17 protein-coding genes and 1 pseudogene are annotated in these 20305 nt (G+C 44.7%); 11 read left to right on the top strand and 7 right to left on the bottom strand.

Annotated elements, in window-relative coordinates; all coding sequences use genetic code 11:
* Positions 1-410, bottom strand: a pseudogene (locus AB4507_RS18455) (phosphohydrolase); the annotation flags it as partial.
* Between the two features lie 497 nt (positions 411-907).
* Here AB4507_RS18455 and AB4507_RS18460 point away from each other — a divergent pair.
* The 5 genes from AB4507_RS18460 (at position 908) to AB4507_RS18480 (ending at position 5524) form a co-directional block, all read left to right on the top strand.
* A complete protein-coding gene (locus tag AB4507_RS18460) occupies positions 908-1879 on the top strand; it encodes a tripartite tricarboxylate transporter substrate binding protein (protein WP_229648231.1) in 972 nt (323 codons plus the stop codon).
* Positions 1880-2121: 242 nt separating this feature from the next.
* Positions 2122-2622 carry a tripartite tricarboxylate transporter TctB family protein gene (locus AB4507_RS18465; protein ID WP_372114742.1) on the top strand — a complete coding sequence of 167 codons (501 nt, stop codon included), beginning with the start codon at positions 2122-2124 and terminating at the stop codon, positions 2620-2622.
* A 10-nt stretch (positions 2623-2632) separates the two neighbouring features.
* On the top strand, positions 2633-4153 hold the full coding sequence (locus AB4507_RS18470) for a tripartite tricarboxylate transporter permease (protein ID WP_372183067.1): 1521 nt from the start codon (positions 2633-2635) through the stop codon (positions 4151-4153).
* Between the two features lie 195 nt (positions 4154-4348).
* On the top strand, positions 4349-5107 hold the full coding sequence (locus AB4507_RS18475) for a sulfite exporter TauE/SafE family protein (RefSeq protein WP_372106582.1): 759 nt from the start codon (positions 4349-4351) through the stop codon (positions 5105-5107).
* A gap of 225 nt (positions 5108-5332) precedes the next feature.
* Positions 5333-5524, top strand: coding sequence for a hypothetical protein (locus AB4507_RS18480; protein WP_123283324.1), 192 nt, complete (start codon positions 5333-5335; stop codon positions 5522-5524).
* 133 nt (positions 5525-5657) lie between these two features.
* Here AB4507_RS18480 and AB4507_RS18485 read toward each other — a convergent pair whose 3' ends face one another.
* The gene (locus AB4507_RS18485; RefSeq protein ID WP_010438513.1) at positions 5658-6071 is read right to left on the bottom strand and encodes a VF530 family DNA-binding protein; all 414 of its coding nucleotides are present in this window, start codon (positions 6069-6071) and stop codon (positions 5658-5660) included.
* A gap of 429 nt (positions 6072-6500) precedes the next feature.
* Between AB4507_RS18485 and AB4507_RS18490 the strand changes: the two genes are divergently transcribed.
* Complete coding sequence (locus AB4507_RS18490; protein ID WP_372183068.1) at positions 6501-7661, top strand: HD-GYP domain-containing protein; 1161 nt, start codon at positions 6501-6503, stop codon at positions 7659-7661.
* A gap of 132 nt (positions 7662-7793) precedes the next feature.
* Here the strand turns inward: AB4507_RS18490 and gnd are convergent, their stop codons facing one another.
* From gnd to AB4507_RS18515, 5 genes are all read right to left on the bottom strand, one after another.
* A complete protein-coding gene (gene gnd / locus AB4507_RS18495) occupies positions 7794-9242 on the bottom strand; it encodes a decarboxylating NADP(+)-dependent phosphogluconate dehydrogenase (RefSeq protein ID WP_017059712.1) in 1449 nt (482 codons plus the stop codon).
* A gap of 29 nt (positions 9243-9271) precedes the next feature.
* Positions 9272-10006 (bottom strand): 6-phosphogluconolactonase, encoded by a 735-nt coding sequence (pgl, locus tag AB4507_RS18500; protein WP_017066266.1) that lies wholly within the window; start codon positions 10004-10006, stop codon positions 9272-9274.
* Positions 10003-11505: a glucose-6-phosphate dehydrogenase gene (gene zwf, locus AB4507_RS18505; protein ID WP_017059714.1), complete on the bottom strand. Its 1503-nt coding sequence runs from the start codon at positions 11503-11505 to the stop codon at positions 10003-10005. The genes pgl and zwf overlap by 4 nt, the downstream gene beginning before the upstream one ends.
* A 410-nt stretch (positions 11506-11915) precedes the next feature.
* Complete coding sequence (locus tag AB4507_RS18510; protein ID WP_017069356.1) at positions 11916-12611, bottom strand: response regulator; 696 nt, start codon at positions 12609-12611, stop codon at positions 11916-11918.
* Positions 12612-12680: 69 nt separating this feature from the next.
* Positions 12681-14333 (bottom strand): sensor histidine kinase, encoded by a 1653-nt coding sequence (locus AB4507_RS18515; protein WP_032546322.1) that lies wholly within the window; start codon positions 14331-14333, stop codon positions 12681-12683.
* 617 nt (positions 14334-14950) lie between these two features.
* Here AB4507_RS18515 and AB4507_RS18520 point away from each other — a divergent pair.
* The 5 genes from AB4507_RS18520 to AB4507_RS18540 all read left to right on the top strand — a co-directional run bounded on the left by AB4507_RS18520 (position 14951) and on the right by AB4507_RS18540 (position 20286).
* Positions 14951-15178, top strand: coding sequence for a hypothetical protein (locus tag AB4507_RS18520; RefSeq protein ID WP_009846577.1), 228 nt, complete (start codon positions 14951-14953; stop codon positions 15176-15178).
* A 215-nt stretch (positions 15179-15393) separates the two neighbouring features.
* The gene (locus tag AB4507_RS18525; RefSeq protein ID WP_372183069.1) at positions 15394-16830 is read left to right on the top strand and encodes a TolC family protein; all 1437 of its coding nucleotides are present in this window, start codon (positions 15394-15396) and stop codon (positions 16828-16830) included.
* Positions 16831-16833: 3 nt separating this feature from the next.
* Positions 16834-17808: an HlyD family secretion protein gene (locus tag AB4507_RS18530; protein ID WP_017070946.1), complete on the top strand. Its 975-nt coding sequence runs from the start codon at positions 16834-16836 to the stop codon at positions 17806-17808.
* 7 nt (positions 17809-17815) lie between these two features.
* Positions 17816-19117 carry an ABC transporter permease gene (locus tag AB4507_RS18535; RefSeq protein WP_065583586.1) on the top strand — a complete coding sequence of 434 codons (1302 nt, stop codon included), beginning with the start codon at positions 17816-17818 and terminating at the stop codon, positions 19115-19117.
* Positions 19114-20286 carry an ABC transporter permease gene (locus AB4507_RS18540; RefSeq protein WP_102393488.1) on the top strand — a complete coding sequence of 391 codons (1173 nt, stop codon included), beginning with the start codon at positions 19114-19116 and terminating at the stop codon, positions 20284-20286. Before AB4507_RS18535 ends, AB4507_RS18540 begins: the two co-directional genes overlap by 4 nt.
* Positions 20287-20305 lie beyond the last annotated feature (19 nt).

Here is a 20305-nt window from a genome sequence, read left to right on the forward strand (position 1 = left end):
CGGTCTTTTTGTTGTGCACCGATTTTTTCTCTAACGACAGGGGCAGATTCTAGATTAATAATTTGGAAGAAGTTTTCATTAGATGAGCCAATGTAAATACTATAAAAGAGAGGGTTATCTTTAATTGCTTCTGAAAGAATACTACGCGACTCTTCTTTCGATATTTTGTTACTTATAGAACGTTTCACTGAAGAAAGTAAACGCGCCGTATTGGCTGCGTCAGAATCAACCGCGCCGATATAGTTACTCAGCTCTTGGGACACCATCGTCAACTTTGATAGGGTATTCTCAGTCGCCATTTTTTTACTGAAGTAATATTGCAGTGAAACCGCAATAACAGCGGTAAGAAATGTCGCGAGTAAAAACATTCCTCCAACAGTAAATCGTAACGAAATTTTTTTTAATGCCATTATTTCATCCTTGAATAATCGCCAACTCCAAAGTTAACAGCCTAGCGCAATCAATACCGCTTAAGTTGCATATCAACTATAGTAACTCTATTCCACATCTAAAATCTAACACCTCTATACACCTGACTCTTTTGCAGAAATAGTTATCGTAGTCACATCTAACAATATAGACCAACAACCAATGCACTCGAGTAGAAAACGCTAGTTAAATCCAACCTTTGTCAATGAATTCAATCATTCTGAGACAATAACTACGATTTTAGAATCCAGATATCATTCAACAGTAAATGGACAAAAACACGTTACCGTGAACTTTATGAACAATATTAATCCAATGTTCTTTATTCTCAATATCGCCGCATTACAGACATTTCATTAACACACCGTTAACATTAGCTTCATCTGCTAAGCAATATCCTACTCATCTGTTTAGTAGCTGGAAATAAAACATAAGTTTCTCTCCATTGAAGAGATCCCCTACATAAGGAACGTGAACCATGTTCAAGGCACTGAAACCTACTCTTGCGGCTTCTATCATCACAGCAACCTTTTCTTTCAACACTTTTGCTGCTGACGTAGAAAAAATCCACTTCCTAATCCCTGGCGGCGCTGGTGGTGGTTGGGATATGACAGCTCGTGGTACGGGTGATGTATTGGTGAAATCAGACATCGTAGAAAATGTCTCTTTCCAAAACCTGTCTGGTGGCGGTGGCGGTAAAGCGATTGCTCACCTAATCGAAACAGCACAACGCCAAGAAGACACGCTAATGGTGAACTCAACGCCTATCGTTGTTCGTTCACTAACAGGTATCTTCCCTCAATCTTTCCGTGACCTAACTCCGGTAGCAGCAACCATTGCCGATTACGGCGCAATCGTCGCTCCTGCGGATTCTAAGTACGACACTTGGGAAGACGTCGTTAAAGAGTTCGAAACCAACCCACGTAAAGTGAAGATTGCTGGCGGTTCAGCTCGTGGCAGCATGGACCACCTTGTAGTAGCGGCAGCGTTCAAAGGCGAAGGTTTTGATGCGAAGAAAGTACGTTACATTGCCTATGATGCTGGCGGTAAAGCGATGGCGGCACTGCTTTCTGGCGAAACACAGCTGCTTTCAACGGGCCTTGGTGAAGTACTAGAGATGTCTAAATCTGGCCAAGTAAAAGTGCTTGCTGTGACGGCTCCAAAGCGTCTTGACGCTGCGCCTAACATCCCAACACTGACTGAATACGGCAACGAGACAGTATTTGCTAACTGGCGTGGTTTCTTTGCGGCACCGGGTACAAGCCAAGCAAAAATCGACGAGTGGAACGAAGCTCTTGGCAAAATGTACAAAACCGATGAGTGGCAAGTGGTTCGTGACCGTAACGGTTGGATCGACAACTACAAAGCTGACAAAGATTTTTACGCCTTCCTAGAAGACCAAGAAAAACAGATGGGCGATCTAATGCGTGAGCTTGGTTTCTTGAAGTAACCAACAACCATAGAGGGCTTATGTGCCCTCTTACTCTTTCCTGTTTCGCCGTACATGAGTTAACTAAAACTCCTTTGTTTATTCGTAGTGTATTGCTAAAGCTTGCTGATTCGTTGTAGAGGCAAGTGGCTTAACCAAGTCATGTAATTCGCTCACCTTTGGTTAGTGATCCCAGACATTCTTCATTAACTCGCTCATGTGCGGCTTTTTTACTTTTTATACCACCCCAAATGGAGTTGGATATGTCGGACTTACCAACCAAATTTCTGAGTAAGGAATCTTTGCTTTCGAAGGATCGCATCGGAGCCATGCTCTTTATGCTTGCATGTTTATGCTATGGCTACCAAACCACGCTGATTCCTTTGTTCCCCGGTGACGAGTACGAACCCTTCACAGCAAGAACCTTACCTACCCTGTTGACGTTTATCGGCATTGGCCTTTCGTTGATCCTGCTAATAACAGGACAACCGGATAAGAAAGTCACATGTGACACAACACCGCTAAACTGGAAACTGCTGATTGGCTTCTTGGTGTTAATGGCACTGTACGGTGTTGGGCTGACTTATCTTGGCTTTGTTTTAGCAACCAGCTTCTTCTTACTTGCAGGCTTTTACCTGTTGGGTGAGCGCCGCAAAACTGTTTTATTTGGCGCGTCGTTTCCTTTCGTTATCGCGTTCTTTCTTTTATTAACTCAAGGCTTAGATATCTACCTAGAGCCTGGTTTAATCTTCACTCTTTGGTAGGGATAACATTATGTTAGACGGAATTTTACAAGGACTTTCTACCGCCGTGATGCCAATGAACATCATGATGGTAATTGTTGGCTGTTTTGTTGGTACCTTTATTGGAATGCTACCGGGACTCGGTCCAATTTCAGCAATCGCGTTGATGATCCCGATTACATACGGCCTAGATCCTTCTTCTGGCCTAATCTTGATGGCTGGTGTGTACTACGGCGCTGTATTTGGTGGCTCGACGTCATCCATCTTAATCAATGCTCCGGGTTGTTCTTCAACGGTAGTAACCGCGTTTGACGGCTACCCGATGGCTCAAAAAGGCCAAGCAGGTAAAGCACTTGCTCTCGCGGCTTACTCTTCTTTCACAGGCGGTACGCTTTCAGCAATCATGCTTTTGATTGCCGCACCGGCTCTAGCAAGCGTGTCACTGAGCTTCCAGTCTTCAGACTACTTTGCGTTGATGCTATTAGGTTTGTCCGCTGTAGCGGCGTTTGCAGGCCCAGGTCAGGTAATCAAAGCGTGGATGATGACTATTCTTGGTTTGATGCTATCAACTGTAGGTATCGACAAAGGTGTTGGCGTTGAACGGTTCACTTTTGGCCTTACGGATCTGATGGATGGCTTTAGCTTCCTATTATTAGCGATGGCAACATTCGCACTGGGTGAAACCTTGATGGGTATTCTAAAACCAGAGCAAGACACCAGCGCGGAAGAAAGCCAAAAGATGTCGGATATTGGTAGCATGAAGGTCACCAAAGAAGAGTTCAAAGAAGTGGCACCAGTTTCAATTCGATCTTCTATTCTCGGTTTCTTTACCGGTGTTCTACCGGGCGCAGGTGCCACTATTGCGGCATTCCTAAGCTACGGTATGGAGCGTAGCCTCGCGCCAAAAGACAAGCAGAAAGAGTTCGGTAAAGGCAGTATCCGTGGTCTTGTTGCTCCTGAATCAGCAAACAACGCCGCTTCAAGTGGTTCATTCGTTCCGCTACTAACGCTGGGTATTCCGGGCTCTGGTACAACTGCGATTATGCTTGGTGCATTGATTGCCTACGGTATTCAGCCTGGTCCTCGCTTGTTCGTTGAACACCCAGACGTATTTTGGTCGGTGATTATCTCGATGTACTTTGGCAACATCGTGCTGGTTATCTTAAACCTACCGTTGATCCCATATATCTCTAAACTGCTAGCGGTACCTAGAACGGTTCTACTGCCAATGATTATCTTCTTCTCAATCACTGGCGTGTACTTGGTGTCATTCAACACGATGGACGTATTTGTGATGCTACTGGTAGCGATGGCTGCGATAGCATTAAGGCTAGCCAACTTCCCATTGGCACCATTACTGTTAGGCTTCATATTAGGTGGTTTGATGGAAGAGAACTTGAGACGCGCACTGATGATCAGTGATGGTGAACTCAGCTTCCTTTGGGAACGCCCTATCACTATGACCTTCACTATTTTAGCGGTATTGGTTCTATCTAGTCCTATTCTGGTTAAGCTGTTCAAGAGCTTTAGAGCAAAGCCTGTTGAAGTATAAACTTGGCTTAGCCTAGAAAACAAAACGAAATAAAGGGAGCCTCAGGCTCCTTTTTTCGTACCAGCTATTTCAAAAAACCACAGCTCTAAGGTGGTAGCAAACTCACAAACCTATCTTTACAACACACATGGCGCTGATATTCATAACAAATTCAAGTAAGGTAACCAGTTAGTTAACGTATTGGATTCTAAAACTATGGATTGGTTGATTCTATTCTTATCAGGGGTGGTTGGCGGTGTGCTTAACTCCATTGCGGGTGGCGGCAGCTTCATCACTTTCCCTGCTTTGTTATTTGCTGGCGTTCCACCAATAGCAGCCAACGCGACCAATACCTTTGCTTCGTGTGCTGGATACATTAGCGGAGCCTACGCTCTGCGCCACGAAATTCAATCTGGAACTAAGCAGCTAAAACTGACTATAGCTTTATGTGTGATTGGCGGTGGTATCGGGGCATTTTTACTGCTGCACACACCAGAAGCTCTGTTCACTCAATCTGTCCCTTGGCTGTTGCTGTATGCTGCTCTGCTTTTCACGTTTGGCGGCACGCTCAATAAATGGCTTAAACAAGCTACAGCAAAACATAAGCACGCCACTAGCGCAGGCGCATTCTTTTCCGCTTTATTACTTTTGATTGTCTGTATCTACGGTGGGTATTTTAATGCAGGTTTGGGCATTGTGACATTGAGCTATTTGGCGCTGGCTGGTTACACCAACATCAACGTGATGAATGGCATCAAACTGCTCGTGTCCGCGTGTGCTTCCCTCGCAGCGATCGTATTTTTTATCGTCAATGGTTCGATTGATTGGCCGTCTGGCATGGCTGTATTATTGGGTACATTGGTTGGTGGTTATTATTCAGCAAAAATCTCTCGCCGCATCCCTCAACACTATGTTCGAACCACAGTGATCATCGCGAGCTTTTTGATCACCGCTTACTTTTTCTATGCTAATTAGACGTTCGGTCAATAAGGCTTGCAACTGGAAAGATTAAGCAAAGAGACTACACCCTTCTCATACCGATTCCGCTATTTTATTGCTTATAAAATAGCCAAGCCAAAATGTGTGAGACGAGTCCTTCAATTAGCAAATTTGATAACAATTTAGACTGTTTTTTAGCCTTTATTTTGCCAAAGGTGGGATAATTCTCCTGTCGAAAGTGAGACTTCATTAGGAGGCGTTATGAACACTAAACTCGGTCATGTCATGTCATCAAGTCGACTCATTTGCTTTGTCGCTTTTCTTGCTGCCACATTCGCGTGGATCCTAAAAATGCCCGCTCTGTTTTCTGTGTCAGCGCTATTCTTACTTATCAGTGCAATCGTTTATGTCACCGATCTTTGGAAGAATCAAAGAAAGAACCGCGAAGCTTAGCCATTTACGGTTTAAATCGAACGAATTAAAAAAGGAGCTCATAGGCTCCTTTTGTGTTTTTCGCTTATCTAATTAGCCGTGCTAATCGCCGACGCCTTATTTAGCGACGGTTCTTTCTAGCGACGTCTTCTTGTTAACGACGGAAATTACGACCGTTACCGCCACGGCGCTCTTTAAATGCAGACGCAGCTTTAGCTTGAGAGGCATGGATAGACTCAACCGTTAGTTCCATCGGCTCACGAGGCTCTAGTCCATGGCGGAATGTACGTGAACGCGGAGGCATCTGGTACTCAATGTCCGATGCTTTAGGCATACGCTTGAAACGGTAAAGGTAGAAGTTTTCAACCTTTTCACGAGCCCATTCGGTTTTCTTCAGGTATTTAACTGCACTTGCCACTGTAGGCTTAGTGTTAAAGCAGTTCATACGCATGGCCGCATCTAAAATTTCCCAACCATAGTGATCCACTAATTCAGTGATCATGGTTTCAAGCTTTAAGCCGTGTAGCGGGTTATTTTGTTGCAGTTCGATTCTTTCTTCTTCAGTCATAACATTACCTTTTTCAAGGCAACTAAAGGCCTTGAATTTACTCTAAAACACCGTCATCACTGACCATTTCTAGCTCAATCACTTGGGCATTACATCCATTGCCCTTATTTATGCCTTTATGATGGCATAAAGCATACTCGTTATCCTATTTATCTTTGAAATTAATTTCGAATTGGTCACTTAACACCCTACCTTAGCTCGCTATACAGACTAAGTACATTCTGCAAACAAACCTTCACCCCAAACGTTATGAAACTGGTTCAACTTAACAAAACCTACGGTAACCGTATGCAAAAACCATATATTTAGTGATGAAATTAAAGTTTTTCAGTACGCAGTATTACATTTCAATAACACAGTGCTATGGTTTTATTGAATATCGAAACGGTAAAAAACCCGATTAAACAGTGGCATAATTATAATTAAAGGTTGGCTTGCCACATGTTTGACTACTCCCATTTCAGTAGAGCAGCGGCCCAAGACAAAGACATCGTCGCCATAGTCGATGATCTCTTCCAGCTAGCTCGTGAACACTACCCCATATTATCTCGGCTATCCGTGGTGCTGTGCAGTGAAAATAAAGCATCGAATTATTTTGTATCGGATTCACTGTGCCAAAACGCCAAGCATCATTACATCGAACAGGAGATCAAACCCAACTCTGCGTTGAGTCGTCTGGCTGAATCATTGGAAACAAGAATTGTTGATGACCTCTCTTTGATGAATCCGACTAAACAAATCTCTCATCTACTCGAGCTTGGTCACCAAAGTAGCTATACCACTCCAATCCACTACCAAGAGAGTAACCTTGGGTTCGTTTTCATCAACGCCTCATGCACTGACTTTTTTGCTAAGCAGACAATACAAAGCGACATCGCCTACCTCACCCAAGCGATTTCGAACCTGTTTGTGCAACTCTTCGAACGCCAGAGACATTTTCAGTCCTCATTAGCCATCGCCCTAAACATGGGGCACGCACGCGATCCTGAAACCAAAGAGCATCTGATTCGCATGGGAAAATACAGCGAACAGCTCGCACGTACGCTTTCGCACAGTAACAATGAGATCACCCACCAATTCGTTCACCGCATTCGCTTGTATGCCCCGTTTCACGACATAGGGAAGTACCGAATCCCAGACAAAGTGCTCTTCAGTACTGAGCGTTTTTCGGAAGAAGAAAGAAACATCATGAACAATCACACGATATATGGCGAAGAGATGATTGATGACGTGGTTGCCCTTTCCCACCACAGCTCAATGTGTAGCGAAGAAGTTCAGTTCATCCAGAATATTGTACGTCACCATCATGAACGGTTTGATGGCTCAGGGTTGCCAGATGCGCTCGTTGGAGAAGCGATTCCACTGGAGGCAAGAATTGTAACGCTAGCGGATGTGTTCGATGCCTTACTGAGTAAACGAGCTTACAAACACGCATGGTCAGCATCTAAGGTAATGGACTACATTGAAGCGCATACAGGGTTGATGTTTGATCCAGAGTGCGTCTCTGCGCTGAAGCAAAACCTTGATTACTTCATGTCGATACGAGAGCAATACAGTGATATGCAAAGTCCACAAGCTGCACTCGCTTAACGGGTTGTATTGAATTTGCTGTCTGTGACTCTCTTGCAGAACCAACAAAAAAGGATGCCAGTTGGCATCCTTTTGTTTTCTAGTTTACAGCTAATAAGAACAACAAGGTTCTTAACTGATTCTAACTAACGATTATACGTCGTAAGTTGTAGAAGCAGTATCGCCGCCTGTACCAGTCCAGTTTGTGTGGAAGAATTCACCACGTGGACGGTCAGTACGCTCGTAAGTGTGAGCACCGAAGTAGTCACGTTGAGCTTGAAGCAGGTTCGCTGGTAGACGTGCAGTTGTGTAACCGTCTAGGAAAGATAGCGCAGAAATCGTACATGGCATTGGGATACCAGACTCTAGAGATTTCGCTGCTACTTTACGCCATGCCACTAGGCTGCCTTGTAGGATGTTTTTGAAGTACTCGTCAGAACCTAGGAACGCGATGTCTGGGTTTGCTTCGTACGCATCACGTATGTTGCCTAGGAATGCAGAACGGATGATACAACCACCACGCCACATTAGCGCTACGTTACCGTAGTTTAGGTCCCAGCCGTTTTCGTTCGACGCTTCACGCATTAGCATGAAACCTTGAGCGTAAGAGATGATCTTAGAAGCCAGTAGAGCTTGACGTAGTGCATCAACCCACTCTTGCTTGTCGCCTTCAACTGGAGTGATTGTCTTCTCAAACAAAGCTTCAGCTTCAACACGTTGGTCTTTAAGAGCAGACAGGCAACGAGAGAATACAGACTCAGAGATCAGTGTTAGTGGGATACCTAGGTCTAGTGCGTTGATACCCGTCCACTTACCCGTACCTTTTTGGCCTGCAGTGTCTAGGATCTTCTCAACTAGCGCTTCACCGTCTTCATCTTTGTAGCCAAGGATGTCAGCAGTGATTTCAACTAGGTAGCTGTCTAGCTCAGTCTTGTTCCAGTCAGCGAATACTGCTTGCATCTCGTCAGCAGACATACCTAGGCCATCTTTCATGAACTGGTATGCTTCAGTGATAAGCTGCATGTCACCGTATTCGATGCCGTTGTGTACCATCTTAACGAAGTGACCAGCACCGTCGTTACCAACCCAGTCACAGCAAGGCTCACCAGCGTCAGTTTTTGCCGAGATACCTTGGAAGATTGGCTTAACCGCTTCCCAAGCTTCAGCCGCACCACCTGGCATGATTGAAGGACCGAAACGAGCACCTTCTTCACCACCAGATACACCAGTACCGATGAAGTGGATGCCTTTCTCACGACAATGCGCTACACGACGGTTAGTGTCTGGGTAGTTAGTGTTACCACCATCAATGATGATGTCGCCTTCGTCTAGAAGTGGGATTAGGTTTTCGATGAACGTGTCTACAACGTCACCAGCACGAACCATAAGCATCACTTTACGTGGCGCTTCTAGCTTCTCAACTAGCTCTTCTAGAGAGTAAGCACCAACAATGTTAGTACCTTTAGCTGGGCCTTCTAGGAACTCGTCTACTTTAGCAGCAGTACGGTTATGAGCCACAACTTTGAAGCCGTGGTCGTTCATGTTTAGGATAAGGTTCTGACCCATTACTGCTAGGCCAATTACACCGATATCACCTTTCATTATTTATATCTCCTTGCGGCTATTCGCACTTATGCGATAGCACTTGCTGCATTTGAATCTAGGAACCACTCTGTCTCGCCAGTTTTAGACTGGATTTTCGCTGCCGGGTAAGGCAGTTCTGAAGCAGGAGTTGTATGAATTTCTTTAACGATCTCAACTTTACCTGCACCCAGTACTAGGTAGCTGATTCGTTTTGCTGCTTCTAAAACTTTCGCTGTTTTAGAAACACGGATTTGACCAGACTCAGGGTGAGAAGCTAATACAGATAGGTTCTCATCTTGGTAGTTGGTTGCACCTGGGAATAGTGAAGCTGTGTGGCCGTCTGCGCCAACACCAAGCAGAATCCAATCGAATACAGGCGTGCCGTTTTCTGTTGGGATTACGTCTGCCATCTCTTTTGCGAAACGCTCTGCTTCTGCTTTTGGTTCATCTTCACCACGGATGCGGTGGATGTTTTCAGCAGGAAGGTTTACTTGAGTAAACTCTTTTAGTTTTGAAAATAAGAGCGCGTTTGCTTCACCGAAATTGCTTTCAGCGTCGTCTGGTACAACGCAACGTTCGTCGCCCCACCAGAAGTGAAGGTTATTCCATTGAATACCTTCCGCGTATGGCGCCTGTGCTAAAAGTTTGAAAAGCATTTTTGGCGTGCTGCCACCAGACAGTGAAATGTGAACAGGTTTGCCCTGCTCGCTGTATGCTTTCATTTCATTTGCTAGGTTTTCAACAACCAGTTCAGGCGTTGCAAAGATCTTGTGATTGATCATAGTTCGCAGTAATCCGTGTCTGTTAAGTTTTTGCATGGGAAACGCCATGCGCGGCCATCACGTTGCAGAAGTTCATCTGCTTCCTGTGGGCCCCAAGTACCACAAGCATAGCCAAACAGTGCTTGAGGATCTTGCTTGAAGTCTAAGATTGGTTGAACGTACTTCCAACATGCTTCTACCGCATCGGTACGTGCAAACAGAGTCGCATCACCGTTCAGTGCATCAAGAAGAAGACGCTCATAAGCCGTCAGCATCTGAGTTTCAGGCAAGTCAGAGTAAGAGAAGTTCATTTTCACTTCTTTTGCTTTGAAGCCTGCGCCTGGCTCTTTCAAACCAAAGCTCATCTGAATACCTTCATCCGGTTGGATGCGGATAATCAGCTTGTTCTCTGGTGCATCTTGACCAAATACTGGGTGTGGCGTGTTCTTAAAGTGAATCACGATTTCAGTCACACGTGTTGGTAAGCGTTTACCTGTACGTACGTAGAAAGGAACACCATTCCAACGCCAGTTATTGATGTGAGCTTTCAAGCCGATGTAAGTCTCGGTACGAGAATCATCCGCTACACCATGCTCTTCACGGTAACCTAGTAGGTGCTGACCACGAACATCTGATGCTGTGTACTGACCTAATACTAAGTCTTTACGCAGATCATCTTCTTCTAATGGTTTCAGACACTGAAGCACTTTAACCACTTCATCACGAATAGAATCAGCGTTAATTTGTGCAGGCGGCTCCATACCTACCATCGCTAGCACTTGCAGCAGGTGGTTTTGGAACATGTCGCGAACTGCGCCAGAACCGTCGTAGTATCCGCCACGCTCTTCAACGCCAAGGAACTCAGCACCTGTGATTTCAACGTATTCAATGAAGTTACGGTTCCACAGTGGTTCAAACATCGCGTTTGAGAAACGAAGCACTAGAAGGTTTTGAACCGTCTCTTTACCAAGGTAATGGTCGATACGGTAGATCTGGTGTTCTTGGAAGTGATGATGGATCTCTTCATCCAACGCTTGAGCTGATGCTAAGTCGTAACCAAATGGTTTTTCGATGATCAGACGACGCCAGCCGTTCGATTCATCGTTAAGGCCATGCGCAGCAAGGTTTGCTGGAATCACACCGTATAGGCTTGGCGGGGTTGCCAAGTAGAACAATGTGTTATGGTTTTCGAATTGGTAGTCTTGCTCAAGCTTGTCTAGACGTTGTGCTAAACGAGCATAGTCGTCTACATCTGAAGTATTGATCGCTTGGTAATGCAGATGTTCAATAAATGCATTCAGCGTCTCTGGTTCAGTTTTTTCCATTTCCTGAAGAGACTTCTTCAGCTTCTCACGGTAAGACTCATCGCTGTACTCAGTACGGCTCACTCCAAGAATCGCAAAGGATTCTGGTAGTTGATTGCTAGCATACAGGTGGTATAGAGCAGGAATTAACTTGCGGTAAGTTAGATCTCCCGACGCACCAAAAATAACGATGCTGCTGTTTTCAGGTATTACCATCATCTTTCCTATAAAAACAAGGTTTTTAGTATTCGCCAAAGGTATCAGCGACATACGAAAATAGATAATAGGTCTTAACTATTACATCAATAGTAAGCGCCTATTAAATTTGAGAATGCGTTTGGTAAACGAGGGTGAAAGCTATCACCTCTATTCGGGACAGTATTGTCTATGACTATTTGATTTACATCAACCACTGTGAAAGCAATCGATTAAATATTGACTCATTTCGAACAAATTCTAATCGATAGTTCCGTTCATTTAACCCACGGGTGAAGCAAATCGGCATTCTCAAACAGTGTAGTCAAGAAAGAACGGTATCTGGTCGGTGGAGTGAGCAATAGGAAAGGGAGAAAAAGGTAAAACCAGCTTATTCAACTGGCTTTATATTTATTTTGATGGTGTCGTGTTTATCTTTGCGCTTTGTTGTAGCAGCGCTCCGGGCGACCTACAGTACCGTAATTTAAGTCTGCGACTAACTCACCAGTGGTAATCAAAAATTCTAAATAGCGTCTGGCGGTGGTTCGGCTAGCACCAATTCGTTCTCCGGCTTCATCGGCGGTAATATTAACGGCATCAGCTTGCTGAAAAATGGCTCTGATCTTATCCAACGTTACGCCATCAATGCCTTTGGGTAAGGTGGATACTTTTCCAGAGTCCGCTTTGGCATTGGCTTGCAACATCTTATCAACCAAACCTTGATTCAAATCCGACACACTTTCAAACTCTTGCTGTTGAGATTGATACTTTTTCAGTGCCGCTTCCAAACGAGGGAACATTACTGGTTTCAATAGATAATCGACCACCCCACCACGCATTGCTTGCTGCAGCGTATCGACATCCCGAGCAGCAGTAATCAAGATAACGTCGCAGCCTTGATTGCTCCCTCTTACGTGATTAAGAATATCGAGCCCACACCCGTCCGGCAGATACACATCCAATAACACCAAATTCGGTTTTAAGATGTCCAGTTGCATCAGCGCTTCAGACTGTGTAGTGGCAATGCCGACCACGTCAAAGCCACCCATCTGTTCTAAATAACGATGGTGTAGCTCTGCAATCGCAATATCATCTTCAATGACCATGACTCTCGTGATTGCGTTCATTTATGTTCTTCCTTTAACCATGTTTTTTCCGTCACGATGATCTTCACAAGATCGCTTCGTGCTTAATTATTATTGTTCTTCTTTTGGCAAATAAACCGTCATTCGCGTGCCAAAATCTTGGTTGTCGACCATTTCAAGCTGCCCTTGATATCGGTCTGCCAGCTGCTTTATCAGATACAAACCCACACCACGATTTTGCTTCGCTTTGCTCGATACGCCTTTTTCGGTGAGTGCTTTGGTCGCCAACTCTTTCGGCAAACCGCACCCTTTGTCTTCTACTTCTACGATAATTTCATTACCAAAATCACTGATTGAAACTTCAATAACCCGACGCGCTGGCGCAATTTGACCCTCTTGCTTAATCGCCGTCATGGTAGCGTCAAAGGCGTTATCAATCAGGTTGCCAAGAATTGTGACAACGTCATCCGCGTTTAACCAGCTAGGCAGAGCTTCAAGCCTTGAGCCTTCTTCAACTTTAAGCTCTAAACCAATTTCTCGCGCGCGTTCCGTTTTCCCAAGGAGCATACCTGCGATGAGCGGGTCTTTAACGGTTTCACGCAAGAACTCGATCAAGCTTTGATAGTGCGCCGTTTCTTGGCCAATCAACTGCTGTACTGAATCCAACTCGCCCATCTGAATCAAGCCACTAATAGTGTTAAGCTTGTTTTGATGCTCGTGGGTTTGTGAACGCAGTAGATCAGCATATTCTTTGGTTTGTGAGAGCTGGTCTGTTAAATCGTTGATTTCATCTCGTAATCGGAAACTCGATACCGCCCCGACCACCTCACCTGCCACTATAATCGGGCTTCGGTTAGCAATGATTCGCTTATTGTTTAAATACAACTCAACATCGTGGTCGGTGTCGCCGGTTGATAGCAGTTGTTCTAAATCACTGCCTGGCAATACATCAGAAAGGCGCTGTTGATTGAGTGCTTTATCCCTGTCTATCGATAAAATATCGCAGGCACTCTTATTAATTGAACGTAAAATGCCGTGCTTATCGATGCTCAGAATGCCCTCTTTCACGGTACTCATGGTTACATCTAGCTCAACATACAACCGGCCTATCTCTTCAGGCTCAAAGCCCAAAATAGCGCGTTGAAAACGGCGAGATACATAACTCGAAATCAAAGCGTTGACCGCAACCACCAGCAACGCCATCACAATCAAAAAGGCTAAGTAAGGTTCGATTCGATCTTGCAACGAATCCAATAAGTAACCAACTGACACCACACCAATAACGGTACCTTGGGTGTCTTTTACCGCGGATTTACCACGAACTGAAAAACCCAGCGATCCTTTGGCTGTCGACACATAAGACTCGCCCAATACCAATGCTTTTTGGTTATCGCCACCACGCATGGGTTTACCGAGCCTGTCATCATAAGGGTGAATCAGGCGGATACCTTTATCATCTCCAACAACGATAAACGCCGCGCCAATGAGCTGAGTAAGGTTACGAAATTTAACTTGGGTTTCTTCAGACAAAACGTAGGGAACGCCATTAGGGTCCAACGTTCCATTTTCTTGAATAATGCTGGTGACAAGCGGCGATTCAGATAGAAATTCAGCAACACCTAACGCTTTCAAACCCATCTCTTGTTCTTGAGATTGTTTGATGTAGTAAAAACCAGCCGCTGCAAGAATCAAAAGTTCAACGAGGCCAGTGACCGTCATGATAATCAGTAACCTTTTACGGAAACTGATACTGCTCCATTTCATATTCCACCGTCCCTAGTGTTAGACGATCAATGTTAACACCAAGTTAATCGCATGACCTTTCTAGGGGCGTGAATTTGTGACTGCTACTCAACTAAATAATTGAGTAGATTGTTAATTGATAATCCTTTACGTTGTTCATCTCGATTAATCGTTCATTTTTAGGACTGATTAGCTTAAAAACCAAAATAAACGAATAAATATTGAGCTAGATCACTAAGCTTTTAGGTGTTTTTTAGGTTGTTCAAAATAAATACAATTATAATGGTTGCATATGAAGAAGTTTATTGTTGCTAAGCCATAGGTCATGATTTTCAGACCGCGCTTTGAATCGAAACTTCGATTAACAAAATAGCAACAACCCTTCACTCGCTGGACGTATCTATAACTAAAAGTTGCACGCTCGCCGTTACGAATGATGAACAAACGGATTAAGTATTCTCCCCTATTCATCCATCGCTATTTCAAACTCGGCTAGCCAGACAACGAAGAGGTGACTGATAAAAGCATCACCCAATAATAAAACATTGATGAGCAGGAAGTATCGATCAGTGGCAACGTCCAATAGAAACAGGATAACAAACATAACGTATAAACATTGTTGAAAAGGAAACAAGGCAATGAAACGCGATAACTTTGGAATTTGTCTTACTAAGACTATGCTGTTCAAACACTTACAATCGACTTTTACTCACGTAAGAGCCTATGAGAAAGATGGCACCTCCCCACTCGATCTCAAGGTATTGTTAGCATTCCCGCAAATGTCAGGGAGAGATTTATTACAAACAATGCAAGGTTCAAGACAATTGGTATGGCGCGCCGATCACCATTGTCCTAGCTTTAAATAAGCCACTTCATTTTGTAAAAACACTTCTATACTGAACTTAAAGAGCACGCTTATGCGTGCTTTTTAAGTTTCATTTATCTTTGATATTCACGTCACTCAATCATATTTACACTTGATTAACGAGTTATGAAAATTTCTATTCATATGAGACAATCTATTCAAGACAAATGACTATCGCCCTGTTAACATTAGAGTTAATACTCTAATTGGTATTTAATGCAGATGACCAAACCAAAATTCCGATACCTTGCGATCGCCAGTATGCTTCTCGGCACTATGGCTTCGCCAGGCTATGCAGCTCCGCTCACTTTTTCTGAAGCGTGGCAAATATTGCAAGAAAACAACAACTCACTTGCGGCTCAACAAGCCAACGTTGAACGTTATCAACACCTTCAGAACTCAACAAGTAGCCTTAATCTACCTTCTATTACCTTAGGGGCTAACTACACGCACCTTGATAGTGATGTGACGATTAATGGTGAACAGTTCGGTGACAGCTTAAGCGGCGTAAATCCAGCATTTGCTCCCTTCTTAGCTCAGTTAGGTGGCATCACCTCTACCATTGCCGAACAAGACATCTTTAGCTCTTCCATTCGTGCTGTGTGGCCTATCTTCACTGGTGGTCGAATAACCGCTGCGCAAAATGCCGCTGAAGGTAAAAGCGAAGAAGCGCAAAGCCAACTGTTGATGGAGAAACAAGCTCGCTACGAAGACTTAAGTAAGTATTACTTCTCGGTGATCTTAGCGGAAGATGTCGTGAGAACGCGTCAAGCCGTTGAAGCAGGCTTAACTCAGCATCGTGATTTCGCCATCAAGCTTGAACAGCAAGGACAAATCGCCCGAGTAGAACGCCTACAAGCCGATGCTTCTTTAGATAAAGCGATTGTAGAGCGCACGAAAGCTCAGAACGATCTTAAAATTGCGCAATTGGCGTTGACCCAAATCCTTGGTCAAAATGAAAGTGTAGAACCCTCTGAACAACTGTTTATCAATAAGAACCTGCCTCATATGGACGTGTTCATTGACCAGACACTCATGACCTACCCCGGCCTTAAGATTCTTGATGCAAAAGAGAAACAAGCAAGCAGCTTAATTAAAGCCGAGAAAGGTAAATACTACCCAGAGGTTTACCTTTATGGTGATTACAGCCTGTATGAAGATGACTCTCTAGCCAGTGAAATGAAACCCGATTGGTTGGTTGGCATTGGTGTGAATGTGCCACTGCTTGATACCTCTGGCCGTTCCGACAAAGTCGCTGCGGCTCACAGTGCCGTATCACAGGTTCAATTCCTTAAGTCACAAGCTAAGCAAGACTTAACCGTGTTGGTACAAAAGACTTACCTTGAAGCAAACCAAGCCATTGAAGAGGTTCAAGGCCTAAACTCGAGCTTGTCTTTAGCTCAGGAAAACCTATTACTTCGTAAAAAAGCCTTCACACAAGGGTTATCTAACTCATTAGAAGTGGTTGATGCCGAGCTTTATCTTGCGAGCATTAAAACCCAGCAATCTGCTGCTCGCTTCAAATACCTAATCTCTCTCAACAAGCTGTTAGCGCTAACCAGCGAAATGAATGCTTACTCCAGTTACTTAACCTCCTCTGTTCCGTCTGATTTCGACTCAAAAACAGACACCGTTAGCCAGTCAAAAGGATAATTCATGAAACCTATTAAGCCCCTTCTTCTATCTTTAGTTGGTATCGGCGTTATTGGCTGGGTCGGATACAGTTTCTATCAAGCTTATCAACCTCAGCCGGTTAAGCTTCAAGGTCAAATCGATGTGCAGCAATACAGCATCTCATCGAAAGTACCTGGCAGAATTGATGAAATATTCGTGCGCAAAGGCGATTCGGTTGAAAAAGGCGAATTGATCTTCTCTCTACTAAGCCCTGAGATTGATGCGAAGCTAGAGCAAGCAAAAGCTGGTCAGAAAGCCGCTGGTGCATTAGCACAAGAAGCAGAGAATGGCGCGCGTACTCAACAGATCCAAGCGGCTAAAGACCAATGGTTGAAAGCCAAAGCAGCTGCCGATCTGATGGACAAAACCTACCAACGTGTAAACAACCTTTACAACGATGGTGTGGTTGCCGAGCAGAAGCGTGATGAAGCCAAAACACAGTGGCAAGCGGCGAAGTACACCGAAAGCGCTGCATTCCAAATGTATCAATTAGCGCAAGAAGGTGCGCGTGACGAAACCAAAGTGGCCGCCGCTCAAAAAGCGTTAATGGCAGCGGGTGCGGTAGCGGAAGTTGAAGCTTACGCAAAAGACACACAGATCCACAGCTGGTTTAATGGCGAAGTCTCTCAGGTTCTATTGAGCAGTGGAGAACTTGCACCACAAGGCTTCCCTGTTGTGACTGTTATCGACACCAAGGATGCTTGGGCTGTGCTCAATGTTCGTGAAGACATGCTTAAGCATTTCGAGAAAGGCAGCCAGTTTGAGGCGTACCTACCGGCTCTGGATAAATCATTAACTTTCCAAGTAACTCACATCGCCGTAATGGGTGATTTCGCAACTTGGCGCTCAACAGACGCAGCACAAGGCTTCGATTTACGTACTTTTGAAGTAGAAGCACACCCTGTCGATACGAGCGAAACACTGCGTATGGGCATGAGCCTAGTGGTTGAGCTTTAGGTGACTTATGTCTGCTAACTCTCAATATACTGGATCGCAATCTAGAGGCTCGCAATCAACTGAGCATCATAGAGCGAAGAATACCTTGCTTCGGCAGTGGGCGATTGTCCGCAAAGACAAATGGTTGTTGTCTTGCCTAACTTGGATTCCTTTGCTGCTTGCTGCCAGTATCTGGCTGATTTTTTCACAAGGGATCGCTCGTGACTTACCGGTCGCAGTTGTCGACCTTGAGCACAGTCAAATCTCGCAACAGTTCACACGCCTTGTTGATGCGTCACCAACGCTGCAAGTCACTCAGAAATACAGCTCTGCGAGTGATGCGGCGAAAGCGATGATCGAACGTGATATCTATGGTTATGTTGTGATACCAAGGCACTTCGACCGAGACCTTCTGCTCGGCTTGAATCCGCAAGTGTCTGTATTCTATAACAGCCAATTTATCTTAATCGGTAAGCTGGTGAACTCTGCCTTGCTGCAGGCTCAAGGGACTTTTAACGCGCAACTTGAAGTCGTGAAACAGCTGTCACACGGTGATACCACGGTGCAATCCGCATTAGGCCAAGCAGTAACGGTACAAAGCCAGATCACGCCGCTGTTCAACAAGAACACCAGTTATGCACAGTTCTTGGTGTCTGCGGTTATTCCTGCACTGTGGCAGATCATGATTGTGGTGGGCACGATATTGGTTTTGACGGCGAACGTTAGAGCTCGTGGGCTTCACGCTTGGTTATCCAACGCCCCTATGAAGTCACTCGCATCAACATTAACGCCCTACCTTGTCTTGTTTTTGATGTTTGGTATCGCGTTTAGTTTTTGGTTCTATGTGCTCTTAGACTGGCCATTTAACGGCAGCTTTGTGGCATTGACTATTGCCCAACTGCTAACCGTGATCAGTTGTATCATTATGGGTTGTTTGTTTTTCTTCTTAACACTTGATCCAGCAAGGGCGATGAGTTTCGCTGGCGCATTTACGGCACCAAGCTTTGCGTTCATGGGTATTACCTTTCCAGTAACAGACATGAATACAGCTGCTCAAATTTGGAGAAGCTTATTGCCCGTGAGTCATTACATCGAAGTACAAACGGCGCAGTCTAGTTATGGTGTGAGCGCAGCACAGTCTTTGATCAGCCTCTCTTCTATGTTGTGGTATGCAGTTCCTGCTTTCGTGGTAATGTTGCTAATTAAGAAACACTTGGCGCAATCAACTCTAACTGCACAAGCAGATCCATCTACAAAAGCAGCTATATCTGCAAAAACAACGCCGTCAACACAGCCAGAAGCATCAGCACAACAAGGAGTAAAACGATGAGCTTTACTCAACTGCTCAAGCAAGAACTCTTAGCGGTATTGCGCAACCCTGTCGTGCTTCTTACGGTATTTGGTGGTGTGGTCTTCTATTCCTTCTTGTATCCATTGCCTTACGCGAACCAAGTTCCTCAACAACTGAAAGCTTCGGTTGTGAACTTGGATAAGAGTCAAAGCAGCTATCAATTAGAGCGTATGGTGGATGCCACCTCTCAAATCGAATTGGTTCGTCGAGACTCCACCATCGCCGATGCAAAACAAGCCGTACTTAACCAAGAGATTGGCGGCTTCCTCGTCATTCCAGAAGATTTCTATAAAGACTTGTTGCTCGGTAAGAGCCCGACGCTTTCTTACGCTGGTGATGCTTCTTACTTCTTGGTCTACGGAACCATTGTTGAAGGGCTTGCCAAGGCCGGTGGTACGTTAGCTGCGCAAGTTAAGGTCAGCCATTTGTTAGTCGAAGGTGTGCCTTTAGAATCGGCAGCCAAAGGCTACAGTGCATTCAGCTTAAACCTGAAACCAACGTTTAATAGTCGCATGGGATACATCGATTACGTAGTTCCAGCCGTCTTTGTGTTAATCCTGCAACAAACCTTAGCCATGGCTTCTGGTTTAGTGGGTGCAACCCAAAACGCTCAATCGACATTTGGCTACTGGAGTAAGACCTCTCCAGCGAAACTGATGCTTGCTCGCTGTTGTACCTTAGTCGGCATTTATTACTTGTTGTCGATGTACTATTTCGGCGCTAGCTTTTCGATGTATGGGATAAACCAGCTCACCTCAACAACACAGATCTTAACCTTACTTCTGCCCTTCTTACTGGCCAGCTGTTTGATCGGGATTTTTATTGGTGAGTTAGTACCACGAAGAGAACTCGTCACGGTTGTAGTGTTAATCAGTTCAATGCCACTGATCTTCTCTTCAGGTTTTATCTGGCCAGTTGAAATGATGCCTGAATGGTTAGTTCTGTTATCACAGCTATTCCCAAGCACACCGGCTATCCAAGGTTTCTTAGCACTTAATCAGATGGGTGCATCTTGGCAAGAAGTGGCGTCTCAATGGACATTGCTATGGGGACAAGTTTTGCTGTGGGGTTCATTATTGGCACTTAAGCTCTACCACAAATCCAGTAAAGGCACAGTTGGCAATAGCAATAGTCATCGGGCCGTTTAGTTTTATGTTCTAGCGGAAA

Source organism: Vibrio sp. 10N.222.54.A3 (genome assembly GCF_041474095.1).
GTDB classification, from domain to species: domain Bacteria; phylum Pseudomonadota; class Gammaproteobacteria; order Enterobacterales; family Vibrionaceae; genus Vibrio; species Vibrio crassostreae_C.

Bases quoted from the DNA above. Each gene is read 5' to 3' on its own strand.
- AB4507_RS18485 (WP_010438513.1), bottom strand. From the start codon at position 6,071: ATGACTGAAGAAGAAAGAATCGAACTGCAACAAAATAACCCGCTACAC.
- AB4507_RS18535 (WP_065583586.1), top strand. From the start codon at position 17,816: ATGTCTGCTAACTCTCAATATACTGGATCGCAATCTAGAGGCTCGCAA.
- pgl (WP_017066266.1), bottom strand. From the start codon at position 10,006: ATGATCAATCACAAGATCTTTGCAACGCCTGAACTGGTTGTTGAAAAC.
- zwf (WP_017059714.1), bottom strand. From the start codon at position 11,505: ATGGTAATACCTGAAAACAGCAGCATCGTTATTTTTGGTGCGTCGGGA.
- AB4507_RS18520 (WP_009846577.1), top strand. From the start codon at position 14,951: ATGAAACGCGATAACTTTGGAATTTGTCTTACTAAGACTATGCTGTTC.
- AB4507_RS18515 (WP_032546322.1), bottom strand. From the start codon at position 14,333: ATGAAATGGAGCAGTATCAGTTTCCGTAAAAGGTTACTGATTATCATG.
- AB4507_RS18525 (WP_372183069.1), top strand. From the start codon at position 15,394: ATGCAGATGACCAAACCAAAATTCCGATACCTTGCGATCGCCAGTATG.
- AB4507_RS18530 (WP_017070946.1), top strand. From the start codon at position 16,834: ATGAAACCTATTAAGCCCCTTCTTCTATCTTTAGTTGGTATCGGCGTT.
- AB4507_RS18510 (WP_017069356.1), bottom strand. From the start codon at position 12,611: ATGAACGCAATCACGAGAGTCATGGTCATTGAAGATGATATTGCGATT.
- AB4507_RS18460 (WP_229648231.1), top strand. From the start codon at position 908: ATGTTCAAGGCACTGAAACCTACTCTTGCGGCTTCTATCATCACAGCA.
- AB4507_RS18465 (WP_372114742.1), top strand. From the start codon at position 2,122: ATGTCGGACTTACCAACCAAATTTCTGAGTAAGGAATCTTTGCTTTCG.
- AB4507_RS18475 (WP_372106582.1), top strand. From the start codon at position 4,349: ATGGATTGGTTGATTCTATTCTTATCAGGGGTGGTTGGCGGTGTGCTT.
- AB4507_RS18540 (WP_102393488.1), top strand. From the start codon at position 19,114: ATGAGCTTTACTCAACTGCTCAAGCAAGAACTCTTAGCGGTATTGCGC.
- AB4507_RS18480 (WP_123283324.1), top strand. From the start codon at position 5,333: ATGAACACTAAACTCGGTCATGTCATGTCATCAAGTCGACTCATTTGC.
- gnd (WP_017059712.1), bottom strand. From the start codon at position 9,242: ATGAAAGGTGATATCGGTGTAATTGGCCTAGCAGTAATGGGTCAGAAC.
- AB4507_RS18470 (WP_372183067.1), top strand. From the start codon at position 2,633: ATGTTAGACGGAATTTTACAAGGACTTTCTACCGCCGTGATGCCAATG.